Raw genomic sequence first — 15,089 nt, 5'->3', positions numbered from 1 at the left:
CTGACACATAACCATACTCCATTGCCTGTGAATTGCGCCCATTTAAAAAGACAAAAGTTCCCTTTCCATCAATTACTCATCATCCCAAACCATTTCATCCAGCCTCCTGTAATAGAATTCTGTAAGCTTTTGGTCGAGGATCCCATAAAAATATGCGATGGGTTTACTAACCTTACTAGTTAATTTTAGCTTGCGGATCAACTGCTTGAATGACTGGATCGCAATATCAAGAACGTTTTCCATTTCGTTTTCCAGATTATTGCGGTAGGCTGCAATTTTCGTCATATGCCAATATTCCTCAATTGTCTTTGCTTCGGAGAAGAAATAGTTCACTAGCTGAACAAATGGTTGTGGAACTCGATCGCTAACAAATGTGTGATCCAAAACGGACGGTTCTTCTTGACGTTTATTAATCTCTTGTTTTTTAGTTTTAGAAAGATTACTAGTTTCTTTAGGGTGGTTCATTATTTCTTGTTTAGGTGGTTCACTTACGGGAAAACGAAGAAATACATAGAGATTACTTGATTGTGAACCGTTTTTTCGTTCTGTTTCAATAGCAGTGATTAAGCCTAACTCTTTTGCTTTTATGATCATTCGTTTAAACGTCGAGCGTGAAATGCCGTTATTCTTGTATTCTTCGTGAATCGCTTTTAAGATCGTTCCGATTTTGGCATTGCAAACGCCAGGGATTTTTGCAGCAAAACGGACAAGACGTTTTAGTCCAAGCAATTCCCCTTTTGAAAAATCATGCTTATGAATAGCCAGCCACATTTCGAAATGAGTATTAAATTCCTTAAGCGAACTGAATTGTGAAAACTGTTCAAACTTGTCAATGCTTCCAGATTTTAAATTCATCCTTTTTCTCCACCCTTTGATCGTTTAGTTCAGGGACTCTTATAAGCGCACGATTCTTCCTAAAGATAGCCCGGATGGATTTAATATTCGAACAACCAAAATTCATTTTTTACCCCTTTTTTGAAGCCAAACACTTATTTTCGCGTTCAAAAGTGAATTTTTAAGCCGTTTTTTGCATTTTGGTGAGATTTTTCATTCGAATTTTGGGGTCAGGAAAAATAGCCAAGGGGACGGTTCCAAATGGTTCACTTTAGATGTGCATGACCTCGTTTTGACAGCGCAAATGTCAGAGAAAAAGATGGAATTTCGTTATGGAAGGTTTATAACGACCAAACTCTCGAAAATTCCTTAGTCCCGGTCGGAAACAGGGGGACGTTTCATGTGTTTCATAACCTGTGCAAGGTTATGGGATCTGGCACAACGGGTTGACATGTTTCGACGCATTTTCTAATAGAAACTCATTATTTATCGGTGTTTGGTGCAGTTTTAATCAATCGTTTGTGTAGTATCAAAACGAGCTGATTTTTGTAGGTTAATCGTTTTTATAAATTAATATAGAAGATTCTTATCGAAGATTGTGGCCAATCATCGACAGAAAATTTCCTAACGAACTGGGCTGTGTTCGTTTAAATAAAAGGGTTTGGATGTATTTAATCAAACGATTAGTTAGTGAAATTTATACTAATCAAACGTTTGATTGGTTTTGCTGTTTTTGCTGTGATAGCGGGGTTTGGTTGAGTTTGAAGGAGAGAAGTTTGTCGAGAAGGGGTTTTGTAATAAAGTGTGAAAACTGGTATGAAATCTACTGCTTGTATACGGACTATGTGAAGGCGGGTCTGTTTTGATGGCAAAGGAGAGGAGGGGCTTCGCTCGGTGTCAAAGGGACAGTTCAGCTGGCTTTATGGTTTTAGAGTAATGATTGTAACCTTTATGCTTTATACCAAATCATCCATGAGAGCTGGCCCATTGGTCACCTATGACCATCCCAATTAATCATTCCGAAATCGACTAAAGTTCTTCTCAAACGCCAGTTTAATCACTCCGACGGGACCATTCCGATGCTTTGCGATGTTCAGGTTTATTTGCTCACTCTTATCCGGTCTTTCCTGTTCCCATTCACCCCGGCTTAATAGCATAATCACATCGGCATCCTGTTCAATACTACCGGAATCCCGCAAATCTGACATTACCGGACGCTTGTCCGCCCGCTGCTCCACACCTCGGGACAGCTGGGACAACAGGACAATCGGTACCTCATAAAGTCTGGCAATCTGCTTTAGCTCTCTTGTGATATGACCCACCGCCAAATCCTGACGCTCAAAACGCTTCGTGTGGGTTATCAGTTGTAAATAATCAATGACTACCAAATGTTTGCCAACGGGATGCTCCCGTTTCGTCTTCTGGATGGCTGCGCGAATGTCGGCAACTGTTTGCCGGGGCTCATCGTGTATATGAAAATTCCATTGGTCTAACGTTTCTAATGCATGTACCGCCCGTTCGTAGTCAACTTCGCTGAAATAGCGATAGGAATTTTTCCATTTGGAACCGTCCACATAGGAAAGATCGCTTAGCGTCCGCTTGATTAACTGTTTTGCGGGCATTTCTAGCGAAAAGAAATCAACAGCTCCGCCTAATGTGCAGCAGTTTTTTGCTAGATTAAGAGCCAGGGCGGTTTTCCCAACCGATGGCCGTGCCGCGATGATAATCAAATCACCATTCTGCAGGCCATTTAGCATGCTATTGAGCAAGGAAAACCCAGTATCCACTCCTGAAAGTTCTCCATGATCCTCGACCATCTCTTCATACACTTCGTAAAGGACATCTCGCTTTGATTTGCCATTTACCTTCCCGACATCCTGCATATCGATATAAGTTTTATAAAAATCCTCGGCTGCTTCGAAGGTTTTCTCTTTAAGGAAATGAGTTGCGGACCCTTTAAACATTCTAAGTTTGTATTCATTCAGAATAATGGTTTGATAGTGTTCATAATTGGCTGTGGTTGGACAGCAACCTGCAATTTCCGTCATATAACTAACACTGACCATGTCCATGCTTCCTAATTTTTCAACCACAAGGACTAAATCGATCGGCTTGTTCTCCATTTGCAGTTCCCGGAACGTCTGAAACAGAAGCTGATTCCGTTTCTGCGAAAAATGGCATGGTTCTAATCTGATTTCATGAATCAGTTCAGGAGCCAGAAAGACCGCGCCTAGAAGGATACCTTCCGCCTCAAACAGATTTTCTTGTTGAATATTCGGATAGCCAGTTTGGTATGGAAATTCGTTGGTTTGATTTGTGATCGCATTCAATTCTCTCCCGTCCTTTCTTCATCCATTCCTGTAACGTGGCTGGAAAATGATTTTCTTCAAATTCGAATACCGCAATCTCCCCAATAACAGGAGGAAAGGGACTTTTTCTAATATGGCTTTTTAGTCTCGCTAATACCTTTTCATAATCCATTTCAGAACAAAATTGAAACCATTGCTGAACTGTTTCATCCTTAAAGGTGCAGTGGGAATAAACCGATTCAATCAGTACTAAAAGTTTCATTACCTCATCCTTGGTCATTGTGATTCCTCCGATAACACAATTTTTCCTTCCTCAATCAGACGTTCCACCCGTTCAGACATCGATTCCTTCTTTGATTTTTTGAATTGTTTACCGTTTTTCTCTGCCTCTAGTATGGTCATTAGGACCTTTTCACAATACAAGGCGCTGCTAATTTTCCCATTCGGATTCTTCCTGAGATAATCACTGAAAACTCCCTCTAACAAAGATTCTAGCCGCTCGGTTTTTAAAGGAAGTTCACAGATTCGTTCGATGGCACATTCATCTTTTGGGCTTAAAATAAATCCATTGTTTCGTAAATTGATATAGTGGCTGGTAATCCGTTTTTTCTTTTCCTCTGGGTTATCGATTGAAGGGATCAGGTGTTTTTGATTATTGGTTTTACTTTCTTGGAGATAATGTGATTGTTCCTTGATGCTTGCGAGATGGGCCTTATCATTATTTTTTCCATTCTTACCTTCTTGATTTCTTCTATATTGTTCTCGGTTTGTTTTGTTATTGTTTTGCGAGTGTTCCACTACTGTTTCGCGAAACGGAGAGCAAAAAAAACCATCTATTCCATCCAAACATTTAAAGTCATCGGAATTTACGACGGTAAACAGAGTTCCTAACGGTGTTTCTTCCGCGAGGAGCAGTCCTTTTTTCACAAGCTTGTCGACTGCGCGCTTCACAGTACTTTTTGCAAGCACCTTTTTCGCTCTACCTTCTATGTACATCAAATCTTCACTTAACTGGGAATACGCTCTTACATACTGTCCCTTTTTTAACCTCATCCCATTCAAAACAATTCCATCCTCGTAAGCAGCCTTTAGTAAGATCCACACATAAAGCCGGAAAGCCGTCACATTGTTCCATAACTCATCATTTGTAAACTGCTTCGTCAACTTCACCCATCCAGACATCCAACCATCTCCCAAAAGTTATTCTCACCTGTTATATATAGAAAAGAAGCGGAAAAGGACAGGGTTGTGGAAAATTTTTTTCTTCCTGTGCCTGTCACTCCCCGATATATGTCGAGATTTGTAGAGTAGTAGATAACTGAATCTTCAATGGAATGTGTGGGGATGGTGCCATGTAACCGTCAAGTAGAAATCAACAGTTTTTAATAAATAAGATAAAACAGTTTTCATCAATTAAGATTCATTCACTTTCGGGAAAACGAAGAAAGACATAGAGATTACTTGACCTCTTACATAAGAGAGATTTCCTTATTAGAGGCCTTTTTGAGAAGGATTAGCTTACTTTTGTACATTTAGTGAACTATCCTCTCATTTACCCCATGTTCACGAAACGCTCAACTTTACTTAACTGAATCTTAACAATGGTTTTGGATAATGAACTTGTAAAAACAATTCGGAAAAATCCTCTCTTAAGAGAAATCCGCCTGATATGGAGATGAGCTTAAACATGAATAAATTACTTGTTTCTTCCGTTGTTGCTATTGTTGGCACGATCGTGCTTGGATTTACTGTATTTTTCTTATTTGTACTAGATTCAAAGGGGCAGCCTGAGGTAAGTTCTGCAGCATCAGCACCATCATCAATGCCTGGAGAACAAACAGAAGCCAAACCAGAACACCCTTATTTACCTCCAAGTATGGAAGATGTCCCTGAAGGGGAAGAAGGGGAATTAATTAAATTAGGGTATAAAGAACATAATGAAACAAGCACTGTTTTGGATGGGTATGTAGGAAACAAACTAAGTTGTGCCAGTTGTCATGCGGACGGTGGAGTAGGTTCCTCTCTTGACCTAGTAGGTATTTCAAAAACCTATCCGCAATACAATCCACGTGCGGGGAAGGTGGTTACAATCGAAGACCGTATTAACGGCTGTTTTAAAAGAAGTATGAATGGAAAACCCCTTCCGGTAGATAGCAAGGAATTGAAAGCAATGGTTGCCTACTATAATTATATCTCTACTAATGTTCCTGAGGGTACAAAGGAAAGGCCATGGGCAAAAATGCCAAAGGCTGAAGGTGATCTAACTAAGTTAAATGTGGATGCAGGCCAAGAGCTGTACAATAAAGCTTGCATTACCTGCCATGGAGAAGGTGGGGATGGTGGTGCCTCAGGACTTCCGCTTTGGGGAGAACAATCCTACAATCTTGGAGCAGGTATGTCTCGTGTAAGAACGGCAGGAGGCTTTATCAAAAAATATATGCCTAAAGTACCGATGGGTGGTTATGAAGCAGGTTCCTTTACAGATGAAGAAGCGATGAACATCGCAGCATATATTAACTCTATGGCTAGACCTGATTTTCCTGATAAAATTAATGACTGGCCCAAAGGTGATGCCCCGGATGATGCAGCCTATGAAACACTTGCAGGGAAAAAGGATACGGAAAGTTAATAAAAGGTAATGGCCCGTTAACAGCGGGTCGTTTTTCTATTTATAAAATACAACCTTTTGTGAAACTCTTTTTATCACTATAATGGAGGCAAGGGGCTGAAGAAGTTGGAAGATAAAAAATTGAGAGGGAAAACTATTATTATTATAGATAGCAATAGTGAAAATAGAGCTGTGTTAAGATTTCATCTGACTAGGCAGGGATTCGAAATATTAGAGGCCGCTGATGGACAAACAGCTCGTGAAATGTACTTAAGACACGATCCTTGTTTTGTACTTTTAGAAACAGCTCTTCCTGATATGGATGGACTCGAGGTCTGCTTCTGGATGCGTTACGAATTAGAAAGTAACGTACCAATTATCATTGTATCTTCAAATAATTCGGAACAGGATCGAATCGATGGGCTGAAACGAGGGGCCGATGACTACATCGGTAAACCATATAATCTAGAAGAATTGTCGGTTAGAATTGAAACGGTCTTACGAAGAACTGCCAATCGATGCAGTAAACTAAGCTATAAAGGGTTGACGATTAAACCATTAAAAGGAATTGTTAAATTCCAAGATGAAGTACTTGATTTAACTTATTTCGAGTACAGATTACTCTATCTATTTATGACCCACCCAGATCAACTTCTTTCAAGGGAACAAATCATCAATACCATTTATCAAAAGAATGAAAAGGTAATAAACGAACGGACCGTAGACGTTCATATCAAAAATCTGAGAGAAAAAATTGCAAAGTATACAGATTATTCCTTTATCGTAACGTTAAGAGGAATTGGCTATAAGTTTACAACTGAGGGTTGATACTGGTGCCTGTCACTCCCCGAAGTCATTCATAATTCAATACCTTAGAAAGGTCTACTAAGTGATAATACACTATCTTTCACAAGCGAAATTATCGTTATCTCTATCCATTTTAGATTGATAGGCTGGATGATCAGAAGCTACACCATTTGGATATTTCTTTCTTAGTTTAGTACAATTGCAAAGAGCTCTGATCCTCCACTTGAAGCTGCAGCTGCTTTGGCTTCTGCTTCTGCCTTTGTTTTGGCCTCAGAACTCTTTTCCTCATTCTTATCCTCTGCTTTTGAGGTTTTTGAACTTTCAGATGAACAAGCAACTAAACTAAAAACTAAAAATAAAGCAAATAAACCAACTAAATACTTTTTCAATACAATAACCCCGATAATAGGTCCCCCTCCAAAACGTTCAAATGACTGTCTATATTTTAACATAATATGATAGCAAGGTAAGTGAACTACTTATTGATATGCCTATATCCTTTTTGTGTTACTTTGCAGCCAGATCGTCCAATAGAAACTTCGAGCAGGCCCTCACTCTTTAGTTCATTAACGACATCCCTAATTTCATTTTCAGTAAAGAGAACTCCTTTACATCTTGACAGACCAATTAAACTTCTTCTTCCTGCATTTTGGCCGTTTAGCCTGGCTGTATAGATTAGATTTAAAATAAAGGTTTTTCTATCTATATCCAAGTATTCTTGAGGGATAAGAGTTTGATCTAATTGATCGGATGGCAGCATCTGTTTATGTTTGTTGTTTTGATTATTTTCATCACTGCTTTGTTTTGATAGGGAGGAGGATGGATAATCTATGGGCAAATCTTCAATTCTAATTTCTCCTTCACTCATTGCGCATAAATAATCAATTGTATTTTCCAACTCTCTAACATTACCTGGCCAATGGTAATCTGAAAGTGCATTTAATGCTCTTTTGGAAAAATATCCTCCTAAACCTTTTTGTCTTGAAAAGTGATTAATAATGGTAGGAATATCTGTTTTTCGTTCTCTAAGCGGGGGAATATCTACCTGCAATACCTTTAGCCTATAATAGAGGTCTTCACGAAATTGGCCTTTTGAAACTAGCTGCAAAAGATCACGGTTCGTTGCCACGACTATTCTAACATCAACAGGAATGATTTTTGTTCCTCCAACCTTTATGATTTCTTTTTGTTGAAGCACCCGTAATAGGCGTGTTTGTAAATTAGGGGTAATGTCACCAATTTCGTCTAAAAATATGGTCCCTTTATGCGCTTGTTCAAATAATCCTGGCTTTCCGCCTTTTTTTGCTCCCGTAAAAGCTCCTTCTTCATATCCAAATAGTTCACTTTCTAGTAGGTTATCAGACAATGAACTAAAATTAACCGCTACAAATGGAAACGTAGTACGATTGGAATAGTTGTGAATAGCATGTGCGAACAATTCCTTACCCGTTCCCGTTTCCCCTTGAATTAAAACAATTAGGTCCGACTTGGACATTCTTTTTGCATGGGTAATCAGTTTTTTTACTTTCGGTGAGGAGGTAATAATGTCGTCAAAATGATATTTCGCTTCATAGCCAGTTTCTTTTAAATGAACACGAAGATTGCTGTCTAACTCCTCTACTATTTTTGCGTTTTGAAAGGTGATAACCCCTCCAGTTTTGGTTTGATGTTCATGGAGATTCATTTTATTTAGAATATAATTTTGCCGTTTTATTTTAACAATCTGATTGTTTATATTGCTCCTTAAGTTGATTTTTAAACCTTCCCGTTCCAATAAATCCCCGACATTCTCGCCTAACTGATTTATGGTTTGTCCATTGAACAGTCTCTCTGCGGTTACATTTAAATAAGTAATTTTATATTGATTATCAAACGCAATAACGCCGCCCTCCACTAGATTTAACACTCTTTGTAATAAAGTTTGTGTGTTGATTAACTCATTCATAGTATTTTCAAAGCCTTGACTCCGCGGGATGATGGTATTGGAATAATTAAGAATAATCGCTTGGGTTTCACTGTTAAGCAGGTCTGCTTTCAGTAATAAATCTACTAAAGTACTTGTATCCAATACTCTTTGTCCGATATCTACAATATCTGAAATATTGGAAGGAACAAGTTCTAGTTCGCTTGGACAAAGTGCAGAATTAATTTCCTCATTTATCAGTACGCCTGGATAGTAAGGAACCATTTGTATATGCCTAGCACCCAATTCTTGCAGGATAGCAATGGTTTCTTGCGTAGATTCGAAACAGTCATTGACGACTAGCATCTTTTTTCTATGTGGGATATTTACTACTTGATCCCAACCTGCTTTAGATATCGTCCGATGGATGATTAAAAATTCAGCACTTGATTTAAAGACAGAAACTACTTTCTGAATGAACTTTTGGTTGCTTACGAGAACAAGAGGAAATTCTGTTTCATTTTCCGATAGTTTATCTATAGGAAAAGCAACAAAATTGATATAGTCCCCAAATAGAGTCTGCAGCTGTTCTTTAATAGATTCACACGTTTTCTCTGCACCGGCAACAATCGCCATACTGATTTTTTTCATTCCTTCTTCACACTCCCACATGGAACTGACCAGCAAATGAACTTTTGATAATGGGATAAATAGTTGAAAGTGATATTTATCCCATTTGTCCTATTTTAATTATAACTATTTACCTGCTTTTATTCTAGAATATAAACACGAATATTCAATTAATTCTGAAGGTTTAAATTAGTTATTGGTTATAACTAAGCTTTAATAAGAGTCTGTAAGATGAAAGAAGAAACAAACAGCTATTTTGGCACGGAAATTGCATTTAAATAGATAATATAAATCCTACGTTTTTAGGATTGAATTTTAAAAAGGACAAAATGTCCAAATGGAAGGGGGAATGTTTGTAAATGCAGGAATCATGGTCATCTCATTTGAAAACGGATGAATATGAAATAGAGGTAAACTCCATTATTTCACTCACTACTAGGCTCATTCAGTTTGAAACTACTACGAAAGAAAATATTAATTTAGCGGTTGATTATTGTAGTGAATGGTTAAGACAAAGGGGAATTGAAACAACTTTCATTAATAATGACGGATATAAAAGTCTTATTGCTGAAATTGGAGAAAAGGGGCCCATTATTATATTTAATGGACATCTTGATGTTGTACCTGCAGAAGCAGATCAATTTTTTCCATTTGTAGATGATGGAAAAATTTACGGGAGAGGCAGTTTCGATATGCTCGGCGCGGTTTCGGTTATGATGCATGCATTTGTAGAATTATCAAAAAAGACACTTCCTGCAAGAGTGATCCTTTCATTAGTCCCTGATGAAGAGACAGGGGGAGAAAAAGGTACTGGTTATCTTGTTGAAAATGGAATCTTAGGCGACATGGTTATTTGCGGAGAGACTACAAATTTAGATATTGCTGTCCAAGCAAAAGGAATCCTTCAAATTAGTCTGGAATTTCTAGGTACCGCCTCTCATGGAAGCAGACCCTGGTTAGGGGAGAATGCTATTTTAAAAGCATTTCATGCCTATAAAGAAATTGAAAGGCTTGATTTGTTTAAGGAAAAAAGTCAGTTTTTTGATAGACCCTCTATAAATCTTGCGCGCATTCATGGAGGAGGAGCCATAAACCGGGTGCCAGATCGCTGCAGCCTCATTTTAGATATTCGTTATTTACCGGATCAAAATCCAGAGGATATTCTCGACCAAATCAGAGGTATAACGGATGCAGAGTTGAAAATTATCTCGAGAGGGGATCCAGTAAAGACAAATCCTTTAAATGAATTTGTGATCCGCCTTAAGGATACTGCAGAAAATGTTTTAGGCAGCGATGTAAGGATTTTTGGCCAAGATGGGTCTGCTGATACGAGGTTTTATGCGACCCGTGGCATTCCGGCAGTGGAATTTGGACCCAGAGGTGCTAATCACCATGGAAAAGGGGAATATGTTTTTATTAATTCTTTACTAGATTTTAAAAGTATTCTTATAGACTATGTAATGAGTTATTCCAAAAAAAGTTAGAAGGGATGTATAACTATGAGATTAGCAGGAAAAGTTGCGATTGTAACAGGTGGAGGTTCAGGAAACGGGCAAGCCATCGCCCTTAAATATTTAGCGGAGGGTGCTGCTGTTGTTATTGCTGACATTAATGAACAAGGGGCAAACGAAACGATTGCTTTAAGCCCTGAGGGCAGCAAGACCCTGTTTGTAAAAGTCGATGTTGCAAAGAAGAGTGATGTTGAGAACATGGTGGCACAAACAATAAATGAGTTCGGCAGACTCGATATTCTCGTGAATAATGCTGGAATTGTAGGTTTTACCCCATTTTTAGAATTAGAAGAAGCAGAATGGGATAAAGTTCACGATGTAAATTTAAAAGGCCCATTTTTATGTTCGCAAGCTGCAGCAAAAGGGATGATCAAACTTGGAATTAAAGGAAGAATCGTCAATTTAACGTCTGTTGAAGCCCATTATGTTGTCTCAAGCAGCGGAAGTCCGCAGCCTCATTATAATTCTTCAAAGGGTGGTCTTAATTTATTAAATAAAGCGATTGCACTTGATTTAGCAAAGTATCGTATCAATGTAAATGCAATTGCACCTGGTATTGTAGAAACTCCGTTTACAAAAAGGGCTTTAGAAAATCCAGAGGCTGTTGAATGGATCATGGAACGTGTTCCGTTAAAAAGGGTTGCCCAACCAGAGGATATTGCCAATGCCGCTTTGTTCCTAGCGCAGGATGAATCAAGTTATATAACAGGTACGACCATTTTTGTCGATGGTGGATGGACGATTCAATAGATACCTAAATATTAAAGGAGGAGCTTATATGGTTACGAAGCAAACAAATTTCCAAACGATTAAAAATTATAATCATAATAATCCACCTATTTTTAACTGGGAGAGTTTCTTATTGGCTGTTGAAAAAGGTGAAGTGGATACGGTGATTCTTGCCGGGGTTGATATGCAGGGGCGTTTATATGGTAAGAAAGTGCCTGCCTACCATTTTATCTCAGATCTAAAAGGAGGTATTCACACCTGTGCACTGAATTTTGCATGGGACATCAGCTTGACTTTAGGAGAGTTCGAATATTGCAATATCAATACTGGCTATCACGATATTAAGACCGTTCCGGATTTAAATACTTTACGTTTGTATCCATGGGTGGAAAAAACAGCATTTGTTATGTGTGATGCTTATGATGATGAAGGAAAGCCAGTAGAAGTTGCCCCCCGAAGTATCTTGAAAAAACAGATTAAGATAGCTAAAGAAATGGGTTTTTCAGCTCAGGCAGCTTCAGAATTGGAATTTCATTTATATAAGGAAACACCAGAATCCATCCAAGAGAAAAACTTTCATGACCCAAAACCGCTTTTTCCGTATCCAGTCGATTATTCCATCTACCGTTTGAATGTGGATGATTGGTTTTTAAAACAATTAACTCGAAATTTAGAGTTAGCCAATATACCTGTTGACAGCCTTAAAGGGGAGTGGGGGTTAGGCCAAGTAGAATTAAACATCCAGCACAGTGAGATTTTAGAAATGGCAGACCGAACCGCTGTTTATAAATCTGGTATTAAAGAAATGGCTATCCTTAATGATATCATGGCAACTTTCATGGCAAAAGTGTCTACAACTTCAGCGGGAAGCGGCGGACATACACATATTAGCTTATGGGATTTGGAAGGACGTACGAATTTATTTTGGGACCCAGATGGAGAGCACCAATTATCCAAAATTGGCCGCCACTTTTTGGGAGGAATGTTGGCTTTATCAAAGGATTTCATGTTATTTTATGCTCCCTATATTAATTCCTATAAAAGGTTGGCTGATACTTCGGCGGGGGCACCCGATACAGTAAGCTGGGGAATCGATAATCGTGCCGCTTCGTTTAGGACGGTTGGAAGGAAAAATGCCTGCCGGATTGAAAATAGGATTTCTGGAGCAGATATCAACTACTTTTTAGTGTTATCCGCCTGTCTGGCCTCTGGCCTATACGGGATTGAAAATGAAATAGAGCCTCCTGCTCCTGTAAAAGGCGACTTATCGGGTTTAAATTTACCAAAGCTTCCTACCAATTTACTCGATGCCATTGAAGCGTTCGACAAAAGTCCAATTGTCCGTTCCATCCTTGGTGATGAGGTAGTAGAACATTATTTGACGGCAGCAAGGCTAGAAGTTAAGCAATACTTCACCGAGGTAACCGATTGGGAGAGAAGGAAGTATTTTGAGTTCATTTAGCAAAGAAGTGAGGGAAAAGAGAATGGAAGCGACTAAGCTTAATAGATTAAATTATATGTGGATCAATGGTGAAAAGGTTGAAGGCAATGAGACGATGGACGTAATCAATCCAGCCACTGGCAAGGTGATTGGAATCGTTCCCCGTGCTACTAAAGAACAGACTCTTTGGGCGTTACAGTCTGCTGAGTCAGCATTTAAAGGCTGGGCAAAACTGCCTGCAGAGAGTCGTGCTGCCTACTTAATGCAATGGGCTGATTCCTTACTATTGCATCAGAAAAAGTTGGCTGAAATCATTGTGGAGGAGCAAGGAAAACCAATCAACGAAGCTTTGGGAGAAATATTCGGTTCGGCTCTGATTATTCGCTGGTATGCAGAGGAAGGAAAAAGAGCCTATGGCGAAATCCTTCCCGCATCTAACATAGACCAAAAGCTAATGGTTATGAAACAGCCTGTAGGGGTTGTCGGACTGATCACACCTACAAATATGCCAGCTGGTACTGTGATTAGAAAAACAGCTGCCGCTTTAGCTGCTGGCTGCACGTTTGTTTTAAAACCTGCACCGGAAACGCCGAGAACGTCGGTGGCCCTTATTCAATATTTAATGGAAACGGGCATACCTGCTGGGGTGGCAAACCTTGTTATTGGCGATGAAGATGTAGTCGGGAAAGTTCTTATCGAAGATGCTAGGGTACGAAAAATTTCCTTTACAGGCTCAACTGCTGTCGGGAAACAAATTATGCAGGAGGCAGCCAGCACGATGAAGCGATTATCACTAGAGTTGGGTGGGAACTGTCCGGCCATTGTTTTTCCTGATGCGGATGTGGATAAAGCGGTGGAAGCAATCTTCAACAATAAGTTTGAAAACTCGGGCCAGGTTTGTAACGGAATCAATCGGATTTATGTACATGAGAGTATCGAGGCTGAGTTTTCTGAGAAATTTACGGAAAAAGTTAACCAGTTAAAAGTAGGGAATGGTTTCGATCCTGACGTTCAAATTGGTCCGCTTGTGGCCAAAAGTTATCTTGATAAAGTAGAGCGTCTTGTAGAAGATGCCCATGCAAGTGGAGCAAAGGTTTTAGCGGGCGGGCGCCGATTAACAGAGGGTGACTTTTCTGAAGGGAATTTTTATGCTCCAACGGTCTTAACAAACTTAACAGAAGAAATGTCTATTATTAAGGAAGAAATATTTGGTCCTGTTGCTCCGATTTTAACGTTTGAGAATGAGCTTGAAGTAGTAGCCAAAAGTAATGATACATCCTATGGATTAGCGGCCTATTTCTTTTCCCAAGATATCTCTAGAATCTATCGTTTAATCGATGGGTTGGAAGCTGGGGGTATTGGGGTCAACGGTACTTCACTTGCATATGTGCAATCTCCATTTGGAGGGGTGAAAGAAAGTGGGATTGGAAAAGAAGGCGGGCATCACGGGTTAACGGAGTACCTTGAATTAAAATATGTTGCCTTAAGTTATTAGGGATTGTGGAAGAACCCTAATTTATAAGATTACTAGGAGGTAGGCAAGTTGAATCGAAAACCTGTAATCGGAATAGCTGCAGGTTATGTCCATCATAACTACTATACAGAAGGTTCTTATGTCCATCAGGATTTTACTGCCTCCGTTTCTGCCAATGGAGGATTACCCATCATTATCCCCAGTCATGATCGAAATCTAGCACTTGAAGCATTGAAGTTATGTGATGGACTTATTCTTACAGGTGGTGAAGATGTACATCCTAAATTTTATGGACAGGAGCCGCATATTCGTCTGGGGGATACGATTCCCCAGAGGGATGAGGTGGAAATAGCTTTAGCCAACGACGCAGTAAAAAACAAACTTCCCATACTGACAGTGTGTAGAGGGACGCAAGTACTTAATGTAGCCTTAGGAGGTACCCTTTATCAGGATATTCAAAGCCAGGTAAAGGAACCGATTCAGCATTTTCAGAAGGGACGGCAACTGAATGAAGATACACATTCCATAAAGGTCAAGAAAGATAGTAACCTTTTTCGAATTTGGGGAAAAGAATCTGTAAGAGTTAATAGTTTTCATCATCAGTCTATTAACCGGTTGGCGGAGGGGTTAAACGTTGTAGCAACTTCAATCGATGGGGTAATTGAAGCTGTTGAACATCATTCTCACCCATTTGTTTTGGGGGTACAATTCCACCCTGAGTTTATGTCTAAATCTAATTCACTTATGAATAGGTTGTTTTTAGAATTCATTAGGGCATGCTCAAGAATTTCTGTGAAAAAGTGATTCTTGTATAAAAAAAACGTAAAGATGAAGGAAGGGGGA

Annotated in this window: 12 protein-coding genes and 1 pseudogene; 7 read left to right on the top strand and 6 right to left on the bottom strand. The window is 39.2% G+C overall.

Features of this window, described 5'->3' with window-relative positions; all coding sequences use genetic code 11:
• Nucleotides 1–72: 72 nt before the first annotated feature.
• The 4 genes from NSS81_RS10565 to NSS81_RS10550 form a co-directional block, all read right to left on the bottom strand.
• Nucleotides 73–855 (bottom strand): hypothetical protein, encoded by a 783-nt coding sequence (locus NSS81_RS10565; RefSeq protein WP_342433456.1) that lies wholly within the window; start codon nucleotides 853–855, stop codon nucleotides 73–75.
• A gap of 989 nt (nucleotides 856–1,844) precedes the next feature.
• On the bottom strand, nucleotides 1,845–3,038 hold the full coding sequence (locus NSS81_RS10560; protein WP_342433993.1) for a replicative DNA helicase: 1,194 nt from the start codon (nucleotides 3,036–3,038) through the stop codon (nucleotides 1,845–1,847).
• 46 nt (nucleotides 3,039–3,084) lie between these two features.
• Nucleotides 3,085–3,423, bottom strand: a complete 339-nt coding sequence (locus tag NSS81_RS10555) for a replicative helicase loader/inhibitor (RefSeq protein ID WP_342433455.1) — start codon at nucleotides 3,421–3,423, stop codon at nucleotides 3,085–3,087.
• Nucleotides 3,420–4,325, bottom strand: coding sequence for a hypothetical protein (locus tag NSS81_RS10550; protein WP_342433454.1), 906 nt, complete (start codon nucleotides 4,323–4,325; stop codon nucleotides 3,420–3,422). Before NSS81_RS10550 ends, NSS81_RS10555 begins: the two co-directional genes overlap by 4 nt.
• Before the next feature lie 505 nt (nucleotides 4,326–4,830).
• Here NSS81_RS10550 and NSS81_RS10545 point away from each other — a divergent pair.
• A complete protein-coding gene (locus NSS81_RS10545; protein WP_342433453.1) occupies nucleotides 4,831–5,772 on the top strand; it encodes a c-type cytochrome in 942 nt (313 codons plus the stop codon).
• 105 nt (nucleotides 5,773–5,877) lie between these two features.
• Nucleotides 5,878–6,579: a response regulator transcription factor gene (locus NSS81_RS10540; protein WP_342433452.1), complete on the top strand. Its 702-nt coding sequence runs from the start codon at nucleotides 5,878–5,880 to the stop codon at nucleotides 6,577–6,579.
• A gap of 72 nt (nucleotides 6,580–6,651) precedes the next feature.
• On the opposite strand, the pseudogene NSS81_RS10535 reads toward NSS81_RS10540, so the two are convergent.
• A pseudogene (locus NSS81_RS10535) lies at nucleotides 6,652–6,797 on the bottom strand (excalibur calcium-binding domain-containing protein); the annotation flags it as partial.
• A 236-nt stretch (nucleotides 6,798–7,033) separates the two neighbouring features.
• Nucleotides 7,034–9,112 carry a sigma 54-interacting transcriptional regulator gene (locus tag NSS81_RS10530; RefSeq protein ID WP_342433451.1) on the bottom strand — a complete coding sequence of 693 codons (2,079 nt, stop codon included), beginning with the start codon at nucleotides 9,110–9,112 and terminating at the stop codon, nucleotides 7,034–7,036.
• Nucleotides 9,113–9,450: 338 nt separating this feature from the next.
• On the opposite strand from NSS81_RS10530, the gene NSS81_RS10525 reads away from it, so the two are divergent.
• The 5 genes from NSS81_RS10525 to NSS81_RS10505 are packed head-to-tail and all read left to right on the top strand — an operon-like array spanning nucleotide 9,451 to nucleotide 15,050.
• The gene (locus NSS81_RS10525; RefSeq protein ID WP_342433450.1) at nucleotides 9,451–10,575 is read left to right on the top strand and encodes a M20/M25/M40 family metallo-hydrolase; all 1,125 of its coding nucleotides are present in this window, start codon (nucleotides 9,451–9,453) and stop codon (nucleotides 10,573–10,575) included.
• Between the two features lie 15 nt (nucleotides 10,576–10,590).
• Nucleotides 10,591–11,352 (top strand): SDR family oxidoreductase, encoded by a 762-nt coding sequence (locus NSS81_RS10520; RefSeq protein ID WP_342433449.1) that lies wholly within the window; start codon nucleotides 10,591–10,593, stop codon nucleotides 11,350–11,352.
• A 28-nt stretch (nucleotides 11,353–11,380) separates the two neighbouring features.
• The gene (locus tag NSS81_RS10515) at nucleotides 11,381–12,793 is read left to right on the top strand and encodes a glutamine synthetase family protein (RefSeq protein ID WP_342433448.1); all 1,413 of its coding nucleotides are present in this window, start codon (nucleotides 11,381–11,383) and stop codon (nucleotides 12,791–12,793) included.
• Nucleotides 12,780–14,267 carry an NAD-dependent succinate-semialdehyde dehydrogenase gene (locus tag NSS81_RS10510; protein WP_342433447.1) on the top strand — a complete coding sequence of 496 codons (1,488 nt, stop codon included), beginning with the start codon at nucleotides 12,780–12,782 and terminating at the stop codon, nucleotides 14,265–14,267. Before NSS81_RS10515 ends, NSS81_RS10510 begins: the two co-directional genes overlap by 14 nt.
• Nucleotides 14,268–14,315: 48 nt before the next feature.
• Nucleotides 14,316–15,050: a gamma-glutamyl-gamma-aminobutyrate hydrolase family protein gene (locus NSS81_RS10505; protein ID WP_342433446.1), complete on the top strand. Its 735-nt coding sequence runs from the start codon at nucleotides 14,316–14,318 to the stop codon at nucleotides 15,048–15,050.
• The last annotated feature ends 39 nt before the right edge of the window (nucleotides 15,051–15,089 follow it).

Origin of the sequence: Neobacillus sp. FSL H8-0543 (genome assembly GCF_038592905.1) — a bacterium.
Classification (GTDB): domain Bacteria; phylum Bacillota; class Bacilli; order Bacillales; family Cytobacillaceae; genus Neobacillus.
The sequence above is the reverse complement of the archived record's forward strand: the minus strand, read 5'-3'. Positions and strand labels throughout refer to the sequence as shown.

Excerpts from the sequence above, each read along its gene's own strand:
- NSS81_RS10565 (WP_342433456.1), bottom strand. The coding sequence starts at position 855 with ATGAATTTAAAATCTGGAAGCATTGACAAGTTTGAACAGTTTTCACAA.
- NSS81_RS10555 (WP_342433455.1), bottom strand. The coding sequence starts at position 3,423 with ATGACCAAGGATGAGGTAATGAAACTTTTAGTACTGATTGAATCGGTT.
- NSS81_RS10550 (WP_342433454.1), bottom strand. The coding sequence starts at position 4,325 with ATGTCTGGATGGGTGAAGTTGACGAAGCAGTTTACAAATGATGAGTTA.
- NSS81_RS10545 (WP_342433453.1), top strand. The coding sequence starts at position 4,831 with ATGAATAAATTACTTGTTTCTTCCGTTGTTGCTATTGTTGGCACGATC.
- NSS81_RS10530 (WP_342433451.1), bottom strand. The coding sequence starts at position 9,112 with ATGAAAAAAATCAGTATGGCGATTGTTGCCGGTGCAGAGAAAACGTGT.
- NSS81_RS10525 (WP_342433450.1), top strand. The coding sequence starts at position 9,451 with ATGCAGGAATCATGGTCATCTCATTTGAAAACGGATGAATATGAAATA.
- NSS81_RS10520 (WP_342433449.1), top strand. The coding sequence starts at position 10,591 with ATGAGATTAGCAGGAAAAGTTGCGATTGTAACAGGTGGAGGTTCAGGA.
- NSS81_RS10515 (WP_342433448.1), top strand. The coding sequence starts at position 11,381 with ATGGTTACGAAGCAAACAAATTTCCAAACGATTAAAAATTATAATCAT.